This is a genomic window from Vibrio sp. 1-Bac 57, assembly GCF_037546855.1.
In the GTDB taxonomy this organism is placed as follows: domain Bacteria; phylum Pseudomonadota; class Gammaproteobacteria; order Enterobacterales; family Psychromonadaceae; genus Psychromonas.
The window spans coordinates 174,188-190,768 of the sequence record NZ_JALAAC010000004.1 but is presented as its reverse complement, the minus strand read 5'-3'; the positions used below and the strand labels follow the sequence as shown (position 1 = coordinate 190,768).

Below are 16,581 nucleotides of genomic sequence, written 5' to 3'. Positions count from 1 at the left end.
CCTAATTAGGTTCACGTAATTAGGCATATATAATCAAAACAGTATCGTTTTACTTATCTAGAATGACATTAGCAATATTTATTAGAGCTTATTAGCTCGATTTAATATCACGTGAAAAGTAACGCCTTAGTAATATTCCACAGCTATATAACCTTTATTTTGGTAAACTTCCGAAATAAAGGTTTTTTGCTTTTAATTATATTTATTTTCACCTATCCATTGCGCCGAGAAGACTACCTATATTTATGCTTTCAGACTCACTAAAAAAAGAAATTAGAGCTAATTATGAACTCATAACAAAAGCCCTGCCGCAATTTAAAGCACGTAAAGCCCAAAATTATTTAGTGGCTGAAATAGCGAAAGTTTTAGCAGGTAACTATGATAAGTCACGACGCATCCTGGTGGCGGAAGCCGGCACAGGAATAGGTAAGTCTTTAGCTTACATCTTGGCAGGGTTACCAGTAGCTTTAAGGTTGAATAAGAAACTAGTTATCTCTACCGCAACAGTGACTTTACAAGAACAATTAATCAGTAAAGATTTACCGTTTTTTCTACGCCACAGTGATTATAAATTTACCTTCACTTTAGCCAAAGGTCGACAACGCTATTGTTGCGAGCATAAGCTACTCAACCAACAGCAAGATGACTCTCAACAAACACTTCTGTTTACAGAGAAACCGCAACCGGGTGATAGTGAATTATTAAGCAAAATGCGTAACGCATATTTAGATGGTAAATGGAATGGCGACCAAGATAGCTGGGCAACGCCTATCCCTCGTCGCATTTGGCAACAAATAGTTTCCGATAAACACAGTTGTAAAAAAGCCTTATCAAATCATAGACAATGTCCATTTCATCGAGCACGAGACAATATCAATAAAGCCGATGTGATAGTGGTTAACCACGCCTTGTTATTAGCAGACTTGGAATTAGGGGGAGGCGTTATCTTGCCTGAGCCCGATGCCTGTTTTTATGTACTTGATGAGGCACATCATTTACCTAAAATATCACGCGACTTTTCGAGCGCAAGCGTAAATATAAAAAGCAGTCAAGATTGGCTAAAAAAAATCAAGCAAGTAAGCACACATATTAATCGTGTTGTACATCGTCAAACTACCATTACACCGGGCCTAACTATGCTAGAAAGTGCCAACGAAATGGTTAATGATTTACAAACAATAGAACTCTATTTTCGTCATAACCCGCTTAACTATAATAAGTCGAATCAATATCGTTTTGCTATGGGTGAAGTGCCTCAAGGTATTGTGAATTCATTGATTAGTTTAAAGGAAGAAACCAAAAAGTGTTTAAGTGCGGTCAATAAACTATCTACCATCACATCGGAAGAGTTAAAAGACGCTAATATAAAATTATCCGATGCAGAGCCTATTTTAATCGAAACAGGTTTTTATATTCAACGTTTAGAAAACCTACTTGCACTTTGGAAGATGTTGCTCAAGGAGCGTGCTACTAATCAAGCTCCTATTGCTGCGTGGGTGAACAATGAAAATGATGGATTCACACTTTGTGCTAGTCCGCTAGAAGTAGGTGGTTTATTAGAATATATGCTCTGGTCTCAAGCAGCTGGCGTTATTTTATGCTCTGCAACCTTAACCTCTTTAAATAGTTTTGATTATTTTATGCGTCAATCAGGTTTGAAGAATAATGACGGCACGCAATACTTGCGCCTTAAGTCTCCATTCGATTATCCTGCGATCCCTCTCAATGTCGCCAATATGAAAAAGGATCCCACTGAATCTGGATTTGATAACGAATTAATCGATAACATTGCTCAACGTATACAGGAAAAACAAGCCAACTTAGTATTATTTGCTTCTTATTGGCAAATGAACCTAGTAGCAGATAAGTTACGCCGAAAATATCCTAAAGCGCTGTTAGTACAGGGTGAAACGTCTCGTACTAAAATGATCACCAGCCATAAAAAAAACTGCGATCAGGGACTAACCAGCATTCTATTTGGTACTGGCAGTCTGGCGGAAGGTTTAGACTTACCAGGGCATTACCTAACCAATTTAATCATCACAAAATTGCCGTTTGCGGTACCTGACTCTCCCGTTGAAGAGGCGCATGCAGAATGGATCACCTCAAAAGGTGGCAATCCATTTATGCAAATCACTATACCAGAGGCCAGTAAAAAATTGATACAATCCTGTGGCCGTTTAATTCGTAAAGAAACAGATACTGGACAAATTACCTTGTTAGATAAGCGCGTTATAACCAAACGCTATGGCAAAAGTTTAATTGATGCCCTTCCCCCTTTTGCTTTAAATGTAGAGAAATAAAATGACAGAGTTTGTATTAGATCCCAGTAGCTGGATGCTATTGGCATTAGTTGGTTTAATAGCCGGCTTTATCGACGCAGTAGTTGGCGGAGGCGGTATGTTAACTGTACCGACTTTATTGAGTGTTGGTTTGCCACCTCACCTGACATTAGGAACTAATAAATTATCTGCATGTTTTGCTTCTGGTACAGCGGCTTATACCTATTTCCGTAAAAAGCTATTTAATCCCAAATTTTGGAAACATACCTTTTACAGTACATTAATTGGCGCCATGTTTGGGACCATTTTAGTAAACTATATTTCCACGGAATTTCTGAATAAGTTTTTACCTTTGGTGATTTTAGCGGTCGCAATTTATACTTTATTTAGTCGAGTAAAAGAAATTGATAACGCAGAGCTACCTGAAAACTCTCCTTTATTAAGAATAATTCAACGTATTCAAGGCTTTGTTTTAGGTTTTTATGATGGCGTTTCTGGCCCAGGAACGGGGGCATTTTGGGTTATCTCTAATATGCACTTATACCGCTTGAATATTCTATTATCCAGTGGTTTAGCTAAGGCAATGAACTTCACCAGTAATTTTGTTTCCCTATTAACCTTTATCTATTTTGGTCAAGTTAATTGGTTTATTGGGTTAACAATGGGCGTTTGCTTAATGCTGGGTGCTTTTATTGGAGCTCATTCTGCGATTTATTTTGGCGCAAAGTTTATCCGCCCATTATTTATTATTATTGTGCTTATTATGGCCATTAACCTCGGATATAACGCATGGTTCAGTCACTAGATTTAAAACATTTAAGCGCGTTATCCGATCAACTCGCTACGCTTTCATCTCGCTGCCAACAATGGGATGCACAAATCACCTTAACGGAGAATAAGTCTTTCCGTTTTGAAGTGCATTTGTTCACCACGAGTAGCTTAACCTTGTCAGGTTACTGCCAGCAGATCCAAAATACATTTGATCACCTTAGCTACGTAATTAATAAAAATATGGATACGGTGATTATTAATTATGAGTGTGAACGTTTCGTTAATCAGTTTTCTGCATTGTTGAATATTGTTAACCAACTCGATGCCGGTAAAGCAGAAGGACTCTATAAACGTTATTCGACGCAACAGGAAAAAGTTTACCAACAATTGCAACGCCAATATCAATATGAAAAGCGGCTATTAGCGATGATTAATGAAGAAAATAGCCTTTACCAGCAGGCAGTGGTTAGCTGTAACAAAGAAATTCATAAATCACGAGTCAGCGCGCTTAAAGAACGTTACCAAAAATGTAACGAATTTACACAGGCCTTAGAGTTTAAGATGGAAGCTTTAGACAATGATGAATGAGAAAGACAAACACAGCACAGATTTAGGATTAGCTTCTGCCCCTTTGGAAATTAAACTAGCCGTGGATCTTATTCAATTGTTAGAAGAAAACGACCTACCACTTGATGCCACTATTAAAGCATTGGAAATAACCTTACGTGACTTTAAAAATAAGCAACGTCAACAACTTACACATCCCCAAGAGTAAGATCCTTAACGCTAAGCCATAAACACAGGCACTTATTTTATAAGCGCTGCTAATCGAAGCATTAAAAACAACTTAAATGAAAAAAGGACATCAAATGATGTCCTTTTTTGTTAGGTCTTGTTTACTGATATTTTTTTAAAGTATTATTTCAAGTTATTGTTTGCCGATATAGGCAGTAAGGTTAGCAGTTAAACTTTGCGCCAAGTTGTACCATTAGGGCCATCTTCAAGCACCACATTTAATGCAGCTAATTTATCACGAGCATCATCGGCACTTGGCCAATCTTTATTTGCCCTTGCTGTATTACGTTGTAAAATTAATGCGTCTATCTCAGCAACTTGTTGATCATCTTCATTATCTTTTCCAACACCTTGTAAAAACTGATTTGGATTTTGGCTTAACAACCCTAAAACATTAGCAAACTTAACCAGCATGCTAGCCAAATGAACCGCTTGTTCAGGCTCAGTCGCTTTAACTCGATTCAACTCTTTAGCCAGTTCAAACAGTACTGCTAAAGCTTCAGGCGTGTTAAAATCATCATCCATGGCTTTAACAAAACCTTGATAGAACTTACTGTCTTTAATCACTTGATCAATCTCAATATCAGTGACTTCTATATCACGTATCGCAGTATATAAACGTTCTAAACTCGCTCTTGCTTGCTTCAAGTTATCTTCTGAATAATTAAGTTGGCTGCGGTAATGCCCAGAAATTAAAAAGTAACGAACAGATTCACTGTCATAGACATCCAATACATCTTTAATGGTAAAAAAATTATTTAAAGATTTAGACATTTTTACTTTATCAACTTGCACCATACCCGAGTGCATCCAAGTATTCACATATTCACCGTGGTGTGCACAGCATGATTGCGCAATCTCATTTTCATGATGTGGAAAACTTAAATCAGAACCACCACCATGAATATCAAAAACTTCACCTAAGTGTTTTTTATTCATCGCAGAACATTCAATATGCCAACCAGGGCGCCCTTCACCCCAAGGAGATGACCAAGATGGTTCGCCAGCTTTAGCCATTTTCCATAGAACAAAATCTAATGGGTCATGTTTACTATCTTCAACTTCAACACGAGAACCGGCCTGCAACATTTCAAGATTTTGACCGCTTAACTGGCCATATTCTGGAAACGATGATACTGAGAAAAGTACATCTCCAGAATCAGAAACATAGGCATGATTTTTTTCTATCAACGTTGCTATCATCTCAATCACTTCAGGCATGTGATCAGTAACACGTGGCTCGATGTCTGGTCTAATCATATTTAAAGCATCAAAATCTGCGTGCATCGCATCGGTAAAACGAGTCGTTAATTGATCGCAGGTTTCACCATTTTCATTAGCTCGCTTAATGATCTTATCGTCGACATCTGTGATGTTTCGAATAAAAGTTAAATCGTAGCCGCTAAAACGTAAATATCGCGCTACGGTATCAAAGGCAACAAATGTACGGCCATGTCCTATATGACAGTAATCATAGATGGTAACACCACACACATACATTCCCACTTTTCCAGCGACAAGGGGTTTAAATTCTTCTTTATTTCGAGTTAAGGTGTTGTAGATTTTTAACATTTTCCATCCAATGCGATTACTGTAAAAACGCCTATTCTAACCTGACCAAGTGACAAATTCATCCTTTGTATTTAATGAATTCGTGAGTTGAGGTATGATAATGCTCTTTTTAAAGACAGGAATTAACAATGATTACTTTACATACAAATTTTGGCGACATCACATTAGAAATGAATGAAGAAAAAGCACCTAAAACAGTGGCTAACTTCATTAAATATGCAACAAGTGGTCATTACGATAACACTATTTTTCATCGTGTTATAGATGGTTTTATGGTTCAAGGCGGTGGTTTTGCACCGGGTATGGAAGAAAAAGATAGCCAAAAGCCAATTAAAAATGAAGCAAATAACGGTTTATCAAACGTAAAATACTCTGTTGCTATGGCTCGTACAATGGAACCACATTCAGCTTCTGCGCAATTTTTTATCAATGTTGGCGATAACAAGTTCTTAGATTTTAAATCAGAAACGACAGATGGGTGGGGCTACTGTGTATTCGCTAAAGTGGTAGCGGGAGAAGATGTTGTAGACAAAATTAAAGGTGTTGCAACGGGTAATGCACATTACGTACACCAAGATGTTCCGCTAGATGACGTTGTTATTACTAACGTAACAGTAGCGTAACTGATTATGCGCACTTTATTCATTGCAGATCTACATCTTAGCGAAAATCATCGTCATATAAGCGATGCCTTTTTTGCTTTTCTTGAAAAAGAAGCCGCTAATGCTGAAACACTTTATATCCTTGGTGATATGTTTGAGGTGTGGATAGGAGATGATGAACACACTCCTTTAATGGATGAAGTTGCGCAGAAATTAACGGCTTACGCTAAAAAAAATAATACTAAAATTTTCTATATTCACGGTAATCGAGACTTTATGATCGGTAAACGTTATGCACAGCAGTCTTCAATGACTTTGTTGCCCGAGCATACCGAGATAGATTTATACGGAACTAAAACATTAATTATGCACGGCGATACCTTGTGTTTGTTTGATAAAAATTATCAACGCATGCGTAAAGTGATCCATAACCCTGTCATGCAATTTATTTTCAATTGCTTACCACTCAAACTACGCAAACGTATTGGTTGGAAGATACGTACGGCGAGCCAATCTAAAAAAGTCTATAAAAACACAAATATGATGGGCGTGACAGAACAAGAAGTACATCGTTTGATGACATTACATCAAGTACAACGTTTGATTCATGGCCACACACACCAAGCTTTTGTACATGATTTCACTGTTAATGATAAAGCCGGGCAACGTTTTGATGTGGGAGACTGGTACAAGAACTTAAGTTTTGTTGATGCTAACCCTGAGAGCATTAACCTAGTTGTATTGCCCATTGATTATTATCAGCAATAAAAACACACGTTGTATTCGTTTGTTATTATGGGGTTAGATGCGAGGCATTTGATAACGCTAATTATTAATGAGATTAACTATTTAATGCATCAATCATGATGATGGTCATCGTTGGTAATAAGCATTAAATTAACCACGCTCCCATAGGTGATATGGGATGCTTGATTAATGAATAGCTATTGCTTTCTTTGAAAATTGTAATGACCGGTTTGTAAATGTATTTTCATGGGCTAACCACAAATACTCATGAACTAGCCACAATAAGTTATCTGACAATTATCTGTCTTTTAATAAACGGCGTAGCACTTTACCCACATTATTTTTCGGTAATTCACTGACGATTTCTATTAACTTCGGTTGTTTATATCGCGTTAATTGACGGTCACAATGTTGTTTAATCATCTCAACGGTAACTTTATAATCATCTAACACCACAAACAGTTTCACGCTCTCACCAGATTGTTCGTCACTAATGCCCACTACAGCAGCTTCTGAGACACCTTGCATTTGTACCACTGTATCTTCTATTTCATTAGGGTACACGTTAAAACCTGACACTAATATCATGTCTTTTTTACGATCCACTAAACGCAATAAACCCTGTTCATCAAATAAGCCAATATCACCACTTTTAAACCAACCATCATTAAACGCTGACGCGGTTTCTTCCTCATTTTGCCAATAGTGAGGCATGACTTGAGGCCCTTTAATTTCTATTTCACCAGGGCTATTATAATCTTCGATAACGTTATTATTATCATCGACTAAGCGTAAATCAGTTCCAGGCATAGGCAACCCTATGGAACCATCATGAGCCGTCACATTATAAGAATTAACGCTCACCATAGGAGCACATTCCGTTAAACCATAGCCTTCAATTACCGTACTGCCTGTGATTTCTTTCCACAGATTAGCGACTTTAGTTTGTGTTGCCATGCCACCAGCGATAGTTATCTTTAAAGAAGAAAAGTCAACGTCATTAATTTTGGGATGATGTAATAACGCATTAAATAATGTATTCAGTGCCGTAAAGTAGGTAAATTTATACTTACTTAAGGTTTTAATAAAAGTATCTAGATCACGAGGATTAGTGATTAATAAGTTAGTACCACCTTTTTTAATAAAGAATAGACAATTAACCGTTAGCGCAAACGCATGATAAAGAGGCAACGCAGTGACCATTATTTCGCTTTCTTGATCAACTGTTAAACCAAATACAGCGTCCGCCTGCGCTAAACTAGCCGCCATATTACGCTGAGTCATCACCGCGCCTTTTGAAACGCCCGTGGTTCCCCCTGTATATTGTATAAGTGCGATATCATCTAAATTAATCACAGGACGAATATATTGACCTTTTTCACCTTCTTTAAGTGCATTACGATAACTTTTTGCACTAGGTAATTGATACTTAGGTACCATTCGTTTGACATAGGAAACAATAAAATTAACGAACTTTCTCTTTAATAAAGGTAATGCATCGCCAATTTTAGTTAACACCACATGCTTGATTTGAGTTTGTTTAACAATACTCTGTAACGTTTGTGCATAATTAGACACAATAAAAATAGCTTTTGCACCTGAGTCATTAAGCTGATGCTTTAATTCTGATGCGGTGTAAAGTGGGTTTATATTGACGACCACTAATCCCGCTCTTAAGACACCTAATAAAATAATAGGGTATTGCAACAGGTTTGGCATCATGATGGCTACACGGTCACCCTTAGCAAGCTGCGAGGTTTGCTGCAAATATACTGCAATCTTCCTTGATTGAAGATCTAACTCAGCATAGGTCAGCGTTTCATCCATATTAATAAAAGCAATGTGCTCTGGATGTTGTTGAAATGTTTGTTCAAACATATCAACTAAATTAATCAATGAGCTTTCATCTATTTCACTGTTAATACCTTCAGGGTATTTATCTAGCCATGGTTTAAACATAAAAACTCCTTTTAAAAACAAAAAAACCGACTATAAAAGTCGGTTTTATTATTAACACCAAACAGTTACCTATAGATTAGCGTAATCTAACGTAATGTGGCTAGCTTCTATCAAAAATGCGTCAAGGGGCTCAAAATCATCCGGAATATCGTCCAAAGACGTGACCTCTTTTAACCCTGCACGCTTGAGTCGCTCATTTGTACGCTGTAAACCTTCCGCTTGTTTTACTTCACGCTCATTAACACGCACTTTTTCAACTAGCGAAATACTGGTTTTATCTTTATCAGCACGATATTCTGCAATATCATCAGCTAGATAACTAAACTCAACTTCTTTCTTGATACGTAATTGATGAGAGTCTGTTAATTGCTTAATTTTTTTATCTAAATCAGCGACTTTACGGTATTTAGCAGAACGAATATTATCCCAAGGTAATGCATTTTTTTCTAAACTTTCACCGGTATCTTGTGGGTCGATACCGCTTGGGAAAGTGATATCAGGGATAACCCCTTTATTTTGTGTGCTACCGCCATTAATACGGTAAAACTTTGCAATAGTATATTGTACTGACCCCACCGCATCTTGGTTGGTATCGTAGTAACGAGCGATACGACGATGTTGCTGCACGGTGCCTTTACCAAAGCTTTGCTCACCAATTATAATTGCACGACCATAATCCTGTAATGCAGCGGCAAAAATTTCCGATGCAGAAGCACTATTACGATTAACAAGTACCGTCAAGGGGCCATTATAAGCAATATTGTCATCATCATCGGCTTGCACAGCAATTTGCTGACGACTATCTCGCACTTGAACAACAGGGCCCGTTTTAATGAATAACCCAGTTAACAATGTAGCTTCGCTTAATGCGCCGCCGCCATTGTTACGTAAATCAATCACTATGCCTTTAACGTCTTTTTTAGCTAATATATCCAATTCGCGCTCTACATCTTCACTCAGCTTAATGTAAAAACTTGGAATAGTGATCACCCCAATATTTTCACCATTAATCACTTGTACTGAAGATTTAGCTTCTCTGTCTTCTAGGTGGATTTTTTCGCGTACAATTTCAATGACTTTATTGGTATCACCGGCTTTACCCGATAAAATTTGTAATTGAACAGTAGTACCTTTCGGTCCTTTAATAAGTTCAACAATATCATCTAAGCGCCAGCCGACTACGTCGACAATTTTTTCGCCTTCTTGACCAACACCAATAATTTTATCATCTTTAGCAAGTTGCTTTGATTTATCAGCAGGACCGCCTGGAACTAAACTGCGGATCACTGTGTAATCATCTTCAAGTTGTAAAACAGCACCAATCCCTTCAAGTGAAAGATTCATTTCCATTTTAAAACGTTCGGCATTACGCGGTGATAAGTAGCTAGTATGTGGCTCGATGGTATGTGCATAGGCATTCATGAAAGCTTGAAATACATCTTCACTTTCAGTTTGTGTTAAATGTTTAAGCGCATAAGTATAACGTTTAGTTAATAACGTTTTAATTTCAGGCCACTTTTTATCAGCTAGCTTAAGCGTTAATGCGTCCGACTTAACACGTGCATGCCAGAGGCTATCTAACGCTTGTTTATCTTTTGCCCATTCTGCTTTACTACGATCATATTGATATTCTTCTTCAGTATCAAAAGTGATTTCTTTGTCTAGTAACGACAAAGCGTAGGTAAAACGTTCAAAACGGCGCGTTAAATTAAGTTGGTAGATTTTGTAGGCAGGTTCAAGTTGACCAAATTTAAGATTATCATCAAATGAATGTTGATAAACTTTAATCGCATCAATATCACTTTGCATGAAGATCTGTTTATTGTAATCAAGCTGTTCAATATAACGATTGAACACTTTTTCAGACAACTGATCATCTAAAGGCATATATTTATAATGAGAGCGACTAAATAAATCGCTCACTCGTTTCGCCACTTTTGCATGTTGAGACTCTTGATGCAATTGCGGGATATCTTTTAAATCTACATTTGAGGAAGAAGCAAAAGCTGCTCCAATAAAAATGATTTGGGATAGAATTAATGCATGACGAAAGAGTTTATTCATTAAAATACCTTTTATACGATTAAATGCTTAGCTTTAACTTTCACAACCATTCCTGAGTCTAGTTGCACTTGAACTTCTTCTTTTAAAATTTCAACAACGGTTGCTGAAACAGGCGATTTTCCTAAAAGAACTTTGACTGATTGCGATACTTTAAGTTCATTATGATTAGCTTCTTTATACTGACTTAAGTCAATCTCAGGTTTTTTAGCTACTTTTTTAGGCGCTTCTTTCTTACGACTTGGTACAGCCACTTTTTTAGCAGCACGAGCTGGTGCTTTATTGGCGTCTGTTTTTTTCTTGTTGGCGAATGCTTTTTCTTTGCTTTCTTTTAGCGACAATTGTGCATGGTCAGCATGTTCTTGAGAAACTTCATCCCCTTCAACACCATCTAAGTCGACACGTTTTGCACCTGCTTTTACACAGTGCAAGTAACGCCAGCTCATTGTGTATTGACGTAATGCACCACGAAGCTGTGTTTTACTGACGCGAGTTTCATTCTCTAAACGAGTTGCTAGTTCTTGAAACACACCAATTTTTAATGGTTTTGCAGGCTCAGCACTAGCAATAAAGCAAGCAGGAAACTGTTCCGTTAAGAAGGCAATGATTTGTTTGTTATTTGTAAACTTTTCTGTGTTTTCCATGTAAAACCTAATATTTAAAAACGATGTTGAAAGATATCCAGAATAAATCTCTGATTATCAGTAAGAAAATTATTCGCTAGTATAGAGGTGCGTTTATTAAATGTGAAACTAATTATCACCTCAGTACACCTATTCCGACCATTTTTTGCCATTTATCATCAATACTCAATATTTCCAGCCTTCCGCTACACCTTTTTTACAAAAACAAGTAGAATGCCCGCTTTCCTTTTGTGGGAATGTCCAAATTTGTTATTGAAGAGGCTCAGATGAAACCAGAATTATTATCCCCTGCAGGTAGTTTAAAGAACATGCGTTACGCTTTTGCCTATGGCGCCGATGCTGTTTATGCAGGTCAACCTCGTTATTCCTTACGAGTTAGAAATAATGAATTCAATCTTGAAAAACTTCAAATAGGCATTAATGAAGCCCATGCACAGGGTAAAAAATTATATGTTGTGTGCAATATTCAACCACATAACTCTAAACTAAAAACCTTTATCCGCGATATGAAGCCCGTGGTTGATTTAAAACCCGATGCGTTGATCATGTCAGACCCCGGTTTAATCATGATGGTACGCGAAGTTTTTCCAGACATGCCAATTCATTTGAGTGTACAAGCGAACGCGGTTAACTGGGCTACGGTAAAGTTTTGGTACCAACAAGGGATTGAACGTGTAATTTTATCACGTGAGCTTTCTTTAGATGAAATTGAAGATATTCGCTACCATTGCCCTGAAATCGAAATCGAAGTATTTGTTCATGGTGCACTTTGTATGGCCTATTCTGGTCGTTGTTTGCTATCAGGCTACATTAACAAACGCGATCCCAATCAAGGGACTTGTACTAATTCATGCCGTTGGAAATATGATGCTCATGAAGCCACCGAAAATGAAACCGGTGATATTGTCGCTATCCATAAACCAGAACCTACTCTTGGCAGTGGCACTACAACGGATCAAATTTTCTTATTGCAAGAAGAAGGAAGACCTAACGAGTATATGCCTGCCTTTGAAGATGAGCACGGCACTTATATCATGAACTCAAAGGATCTACGTGCTATTCAACATGTAGAACGTCTCCTAAAGATGGGTGTACACTCTTTAAAAATTGAAGGTCGTACAAAAAGTTTCTATTACTGTGCTCGTACCGCTCAGGTATACCGTAAAGCCATGGATGATGCCATTGCAGGACGCCCTTTTGACCCATCATTAATGAGTTCATTAGAAAACCTTGCACATCGTGGTTACACAGAAGGTTTTTTAAACCGCCATACCCATGATCAATACCAGAACTATGATTACGGTTATTCAATCAGTGAAACCCAACAATTTGTGGGAGAAATCACCGGTCGTAACCAACAAGGTCTTGCAGAAATAAATGTTAAAAACAAATTCTTAGTGGGTGACAAACTAGAGCTAATGACCCCGCAGGGTAACATCAACTTTAAGTTAGAAGAGTTGCATAACCGTAAAGGTGAATTAGTGGATGTAGCGCCGGGTTCGGGTCATGTTTTATATATTCCAGTACCAAAAGAGATCGATTTAAGCCACGGTTTACTGATGAGAAACTTGACACAGGGTGCAGACACTCGCAACCCGCATAGTAAATAACATGGCTTTATTAATAGAAGACAGTTGCATCAATTGTGATATGTGCGATCCAGAATGCCCTAATGAAGCAATCACCTTTGGGGCTGAAATATATGAAATTAATCCAGATTTATGTACCGAGTGTGTTGGTTTTTATGAACAAGCAACCTGCGTCGCAGTTTGCCCTATCAACTGTATCATTATCGATCCTAACCATGTTGAAACGCAACAACAATTGTTGGATAAATTTGCAGGTTTACACGTTAATCAATGAACCCAATCGCGCCTAAATTTACGCAAGGCAATATTCCTGAGCATATATTAAAAATGGCACTGACCAATGCGGTTGCCTTGAGTGTGTTCTTTGTTGTTGATTTGATTAATATCTATTTTATTAGTTTATTAAACCAACCTCACTTGGTTGCTGCCATTGCCTATGCAGCAGCCCTATTATTTTTTACCACCTCATTGACTATCGCCATGGTCATTGCTAACTCAGCTGTTGTTGCTAAGTTAATAGGTCAAGGCCATCAACAGCAAGCTAAACAGGCTTCAATGAGCTGTTATCTAATAACCTTGGTAATTAGTTGTCTAATCACGGTCACTATTTTTTTTAATGCTAAGCACCTATTAACATTAATAGGTGCTAATGGTGTTGCTTTAGATGCGGCCACTGCTTATCTAAAAATAACCATTTTTTCTTTTCCACTGATTGCTCTCGCAATGCAGATCACAGCAACATTACGCTCATTAGGTAAAGCTAAGTTAGGCATGTATTGCACCCTAGCAGGCGGTGTGTGCAATGTTATTCTCGATCCTCTGTTTATCTTTTATTTTAAGTTGAATATTGAAGGGGCAGCTTTTGCTGCAATCGTCGCGAGAAGTGTGATGTTATTGGTTGCTGCTTTTTACCTAATTATGGTTTGTGGGTTTATTACTCGTATTACATTTTCTGACTTTATCAGACACACAAAGAATATCACCGCAGTTGCGATTCCCGCTTCCTTAACTCAAGTCGCCACGCCACTAAGTCATTTATATATTACTTATGAAATGGCTAAATTTGGAGGGAGTTTTGTTGCTGGTTGGGCAATTATTAGTCGCTTGATCCCCGTCGCTTTTGTAATGTTGTTTGCTATGCCTGGCGCAATTGGCCCAATCATCAGTCAAAACTTAGGTGCAAAGCAATTTAAACGTGTTAAAACAACTTTAAATCAATCACTTAATTTTATTATTAAATACGTTTTTGTTTTAGCATTAACCCTCTCACTATTGCAAGAATACCTCGTTTCTTTGTTTAATGCAGGGGCGGATACGGCGATGTTAATCCGCTTTTTTTGTCAGTATGTTAGCGTTAGTTTTATATTTGTGGCAATGAACTTAGTCGCGATGTCTTTTCTTAATAATGTGGGTCGCCCTAAAATGGCTACATTATTGAATCTTGGAAAAATGTCCTTAGGCACTATTCCTTTTGTTAGTGTTGGAGCCTATTATTATGGCGCTCAAGGAATATTGATTGGACAAGCATTAGGTAGCATTATATTTGGCTTAACAGCGATTTTACTGTGCTACCGTATTGCCACTAAGTTAGAAGTGCTTACATAAAGGTCATTAATTAAAAATAACAAATTAAAAGTAACTAATTAAAAGTAACTAATTAAAAGTAACTAATTAAAAGTAACTAATTAAAAGTCGCTAATTAAAAGTCATCAGGCAGAATAAATAGCTTTATAGTGCTTACTCTTTAAACTACAACGATCTGTAAGCTAAGATGTAACAATCAGTAAATAATGGGTTGAACGAATTCTAGGCATAAAGATGACCTAATGCATTAAACCGATACTTTATTGCCATCTTTAACAGGAACGAATAGGTTTACCCATATTTAATATGTTAATTAAGCGGCGCTAATGTTAAATTACACACCTCACTCTAATGGAATAGAATAGCTTTATGCGTTTAATATGCTTATTGTTCTTTATCACAACCCTTAGCGGCTGTTATCAAAATAAAGCACTAACACAAAATACTCTTATCTATTGCACAGAAAGTTTACCTACTTCGTTTAATCCTCAAATTAGTCAGGATATTGCGAGCTTAGATGCGACCACACATCAAATTTATAGCCGCTTAGTGACCATTGATCCTAAAACCAACAAATTTATTCCTGATTTAGCTGAAAGTTGGCAACGTAGTGATGATAAATTACGCTATCGCTTTACATTACGTCACAATATTAGCTTTCATCAAACAGAATTTTTTAAACCAACACGCTTTTTAAATGCAGATGATGTCTTATTTAGTTTTAATCGCATGCTTAATGTTCAAGATGCGTATCATAAAGTGAATAAACAGACGGAAAACTATTTTTATAATCATCCCTTCACGGATCTGCTATCAGAGATAAATAAGATTGATGACTATACGGTTGAATTTGTTTTAAGCAAACCCGATGTAACACTGTTAGCAAACCTTGCTGCACATTATGCAGTGATTCATTCAAAACAATATGCAGACCAATTGATAGAACAAGGTCTGCAGGAAAATATAGATTTTCAGCCTATTGGTACCGGGCCTTTTAAATTTAAAAGCTTTGATAGTAATGGCACTATTCGTTACAAAAAACATCCGCTTTATTGGCAATCAATGACTAATATTGAAAACTTAATTTATTTTACCAATCCTAGTGCAACAAAACGATACACAAAATTATTATCGGGAGAGTGCGATGCAATCTCTTATCCTGCGGCAAGCCAGTTAGAAACCATAAGTAAAAACAAAAATATTACCTTAAATAGTAAATCAACGGCTAATATCGCACTGTGGGCATTTAATACTGAGCGCCCTATTTTAGAACACAATCAAGTTCGTCAAGCGCTGTCACAAGCTATTGATAAAAAAACCATTTTACAGGCTGTCTATTTTCGTAGCGCAATACAAACGGATACATTATTAAGTAAACAATCATGGGCATTAAAACCGCGTTTTGAGGAAGACTTATATGATCCAGAAAAAGCGCGTCAAAATTTAACCTTATTAAATTATGACTTTTCTAAGACATTAACTATTTTATTACCAGATAGTTCCGATGTATTTAACCCTAATTTTCATAAAACAGCAGAATTAATACAAGCGAACCTCAATGACATAGGTATTAAAACAGATATCATTAATTTAAGTGGTGCCGCTTTAAAAGCACGCTTACGAAGTGGTGATTATGATACTTATTTAACCGGCATTAATGTTCATATTGACGATCCAGATAGTATTTTTAGACCGCTACTAAGCTGTAATTCATCAGCTGAAAGTGGTAATAGTAGCCATTGGTGCTCACCTAAGGTGCAAGTATTATTAGATCAGTCAATAACAGAGTCTAATTTTGCACAACGTATAAAAAACTATTATCAGATACAAGACGAAGTTTACAAGCAACGTCCTTACCTGCCTATCGCACATGTATTAAGGTTAGATGCTATCTCGAAGTCAATTTTAAATGTGGAAGTTAATCCTTTAACGGGTATTAATTTCCAAAATGCCATTAAACAAGATTTGAATTAAG

Annotated in this window: 14 protein-coding genes; 10 read left to right on the top strand and 4 right to left on the bottom strand. The window is 37.1% G+C overall.

The genetic code is table 11. The features are described from left to right. The first annotated feature begins 245 nt into the window (after window positions 1-245). Genes dinG through MT391_RS04360 form a run of 4 tightly spaced genes read left to right on the top strand, consistent with a single transcriptional unit; the run spans window position 246 to window position 3,828 of the window. Window positions 246-2,303, top strand: a complete 2,058-nt coding sequence (gene dinG / locus MT391_RS04375; protein WP_499497032.1) for an ATP-dependent DNA helicase DinG — start codon at window positions 246-248, stop codon at window positions 2,301-2,303. A gap of 1 nt (window position 2,304) precedes the next feature. After that, window positions 2,305-3,087 carry a TSUP family transporter gene (locus tag MT391_RS04370; protein ID WP_166370103.1) on the top strand — a complete coding sequence of 261 codons (783 nt, stop codon included), beginning with the start codon at window positions 2,305-2,307 and terminating at the stop codon, window positions 3,085-3,087. Then, window positions 3,072-3,641: a primosomal replication protein PriC gene (priC, locus tag MT391_RS04365; RefSeq protein ID WP_499497031.1), complete on the top strand. Its 570-nt coding sequence runs from the start codon at window positions 3,072-3,074 to the stop codon at window positions 3,639-3,641. Before MT391_RS04370 ends, priC begins: the two co-directional genes overlap by 16 nt. Next, a complete protein-coding gene (locus tag MT391_RS04360) occupies window positions 3,631-3,828 on the top strand; it encodes a DUF2496 domain-containing protein (protein ID WP_240923570.1) in 198 nt (65 codons plus the stop codon). The genes priC and MT391_RS04360 overlap by 11 nt, the downstream gene beginning before the upstream one ends. Window positions 3,829-4,016: 188 nt before the next feature. On the opposite strand, the gene cysS is transcribed toward MT391_RS04360, so the two are convergent. Beyond that, on the bottom strand, window positions 4,017-5,420 hold the full coding sequence (cysS, locus tag MT391_RS04355) for a cysteine--tRNA ligase (protein ID WP_166370107.1): 1,404 nt from the start codon (window positions 5,418-5,420) through the stop codon (window positions 4,017-4,019). 128 nt (window positions 5,421-5,548) lie between these two features. Between cysS and MT391_RS04350 the strand changes: the two genes are divergently transcribed. Then, window positions 5,549-6,043, top strand: coding sequence for a peptidylprolyl isomerase (locus MT391_RS04350; RefSeq protein WP_166370109.1), 495 nt, complete (start codon window positions 5,549-5,551; stop codon window positions 6,041-6,043). Window positions 6,044-6,049: 6 nt separating this feature from the next. Beyond that, a complete protein-coding gene (locus MT391_RS04345) occupies window positions 6,050-6,790 on the top strand; it encodes a UDP-2,3-diacylglucosamine diphosphatase (protein WP_499497030.1) in 741 nt (246 codons plus the stop codon). Window positions 6,791-7,066: 276 nt separating this feature from the next. Here the strand turns inward: MT391_RS04345 and MT391_RS04340 are convergent, their stop codons facing one another. The 3 genes from MT391_RS04340 to proQ all read right to left on the bottom strand — a co-directional run bounded on the left by MT391_RS04340 (window position 7,067) and on the right by proQ (window position 11,433). Continuing rightward, window positions 7,067-8,728: an AMP-binding protein gene (locus tag MT391_RS04340; RefSeq protein ID WP_499497029.1), complete on the bottom strand. Its 1,662-nt coding sequence runs from the start codon at window positions 8,726-8,728 to the stop codon at window positions 7,067-7,069. 69 nt (window positions 8,729-8,797) lie between these two features. Then, on the bottom strand, window positions 8,798-10,792 hold the full coding sequence (prc, locus tag MT391_RS04335; protein ID WP_499497028.1) for a carboxy terminal-processing peptidase: 1,995 nt from the start codon (window positions 10,790-10,792) through the stop codon (window positions 8,798-8,800). Window positions 10,793-10,803: 11 nt separating this feature from the next. Continuing rightward, window positions 10,804-11,433: an RNA chaperone ProQ gene (gene proQ / locus MT391_RS04330; protein ID WP_499497027.1), complete on the bottom strand. Its 630-nt coding sequence runs from the start codon at window positions 11,431-11,433 to the stop codon at window positions 10,804-10,806. Between the two features lie 236 nt (window positions 11,434-11,669). Here proQ and trhP point away from each other — a divergent pair, with 236 nt between their 5' ends. The 4 genes from trhP to MT391_RS04310 all read left to right on the top strand — a co-directional run bounded on the left by trhP (window position 11,670) and on the right by MT391_RS04310 (window position 16,580). Then, window positions 11,670-13,043: a prephenate-dependent tRNA uridine(34) hydroxylase TrhP gene (trhP, locus tag MT391_RS04325; protein WP_499497026.1), complete on the top strand. Its 1,374-nt coding sequence runs from the start codon at window positions 11,670-11,672 to the stop codon at window positions 13,041-13,043. A gap of 1 nt (window position 13,044) precedes the next feature. After that, on the top strand, window positions 13,045-13,296 hold the full coding sequence (locus MT391_RS04320) for a YfhL family 4Fe-4S dicluster ferredoxin (RefSeq protein ID WP_166370121.1): 252 nt from the start codon (window positions 13,045-13,047) through the stop codon (window positions 13,294-13,296). Then, complete coding sequence (locus tag MT391_RS04315) at window positions 13,293-14,627, top strand: MATE family efflux transporter (RefSeq protein ID WP_499497025.1); 1,335 nt, start codon at window positions 13,293-13,295, stop codon at window positions 14,625-14,627. The genes MT391_RS04320 and MT391_RS04315 overlap by 4 nt, the downstream gene beginning before the upstream one ends. 348 nt (window positions 14,628-14,975) lie before the next feature. Continuing rightward, window positions 14,976-16,580, top strand: coding sequence for an ABC transporter substrate-binding protein (locus MT391_RS04310; protein WP_499497024.1), 1,605 nt, complete (start codon window positions 14,976-14,978; stop codon window positions 16,578-16,580). Window position 16,581 lies beyond the last annotated feature (1 nt).

Coding starts and splice junctions, on each gene's coding strand:
- dinG (WP_499497032.1), top strand. CDS start 246: ATGCTTTCAGACTCACTAAAAAAAGAAATTAGAGCTAATTATGAACTC.
- MT391_RS04370 (WP_166370103.1), top strand. CDS start 2,305: ATGACAGAGTTTGTATTAGATCCCAGTAGCTGGATGCTATTGGCATTA.
- priC (WP_499497031.1), top strand. CDS start 3,072: ATGGTTCAGTCACTAGATTTAAAACATTTAAGCGCGTTATCCGATCAA.
- MT391_RS04360 (WP_240923570.1), top strand. CDS start 3,631: ATGATGAATGAGAAAGACAAACACAGCACAGATTTAGGATTAGCTTCT.
- cysS (WP_166370107.1), bottom strand. CDS start 5,420: ATGTTAAAAATCTACAACACCTTAACTCGAAATAAAGAAGAATTTAAA.
- MT391_RS04350 (WP_166370109.1), top strand. CDS start 5,549: ATGATTACTTTACATACAAATTTTGGCGACATCACATTAGAAATGAAT.
- MT391_RS04345 (WP_499497030.1), top strand. CDS start 6,050: ATGCGCACTTTATTCATTGCAGATCTACATCTTAGCGAAAATCATCGT.
- MT391_RS04340 (WP_499497029.1), bottom strand. CDS start 8,728: ATGTTTAAACCATGGCTAGATAAATACCCTGAAGGTATTAACAGTGAA.
- prc (WP_499497028.1), bottom strand. CDS start 10,792: ATGAATAAACTCTTTCGTCATGCATTAATTCTATCCCAAATCATTTTT.
- proQ (WP_499497027.1), bottom strand. CDS start 11,433: ATGGAAAACACAGAAAAGTTTACAAATAACAAACAAATCATTGCCTTC.
- trhP (WP_499497026.1), top strand. CDS start 11,670: ATGTCCAAATTTGTTATTGAAGAGGCTCAGATGAAACCAGAATTATTA.
- MT391_RS04320 (WP_166370121.1), top strand. CDS start 13,045: ATGGCTTTATTAATAGAAGACAGTTGCATCAATTGTGATATGTGCGAT.
- MT391_RS04315 (WP_499497025.1), top strand. CDS start 13,293: ATGAACCCAATCGCGCCTAAATTTACGCAAGGCAATATTCCTGAGCAT.
- MT391_RS04310 (WP_499497024.1), top strand. CDS start 14,976: ATGCGTTTAATATGCTTATTGTTCTTTATCACAACCCTTAGCGGCTGT.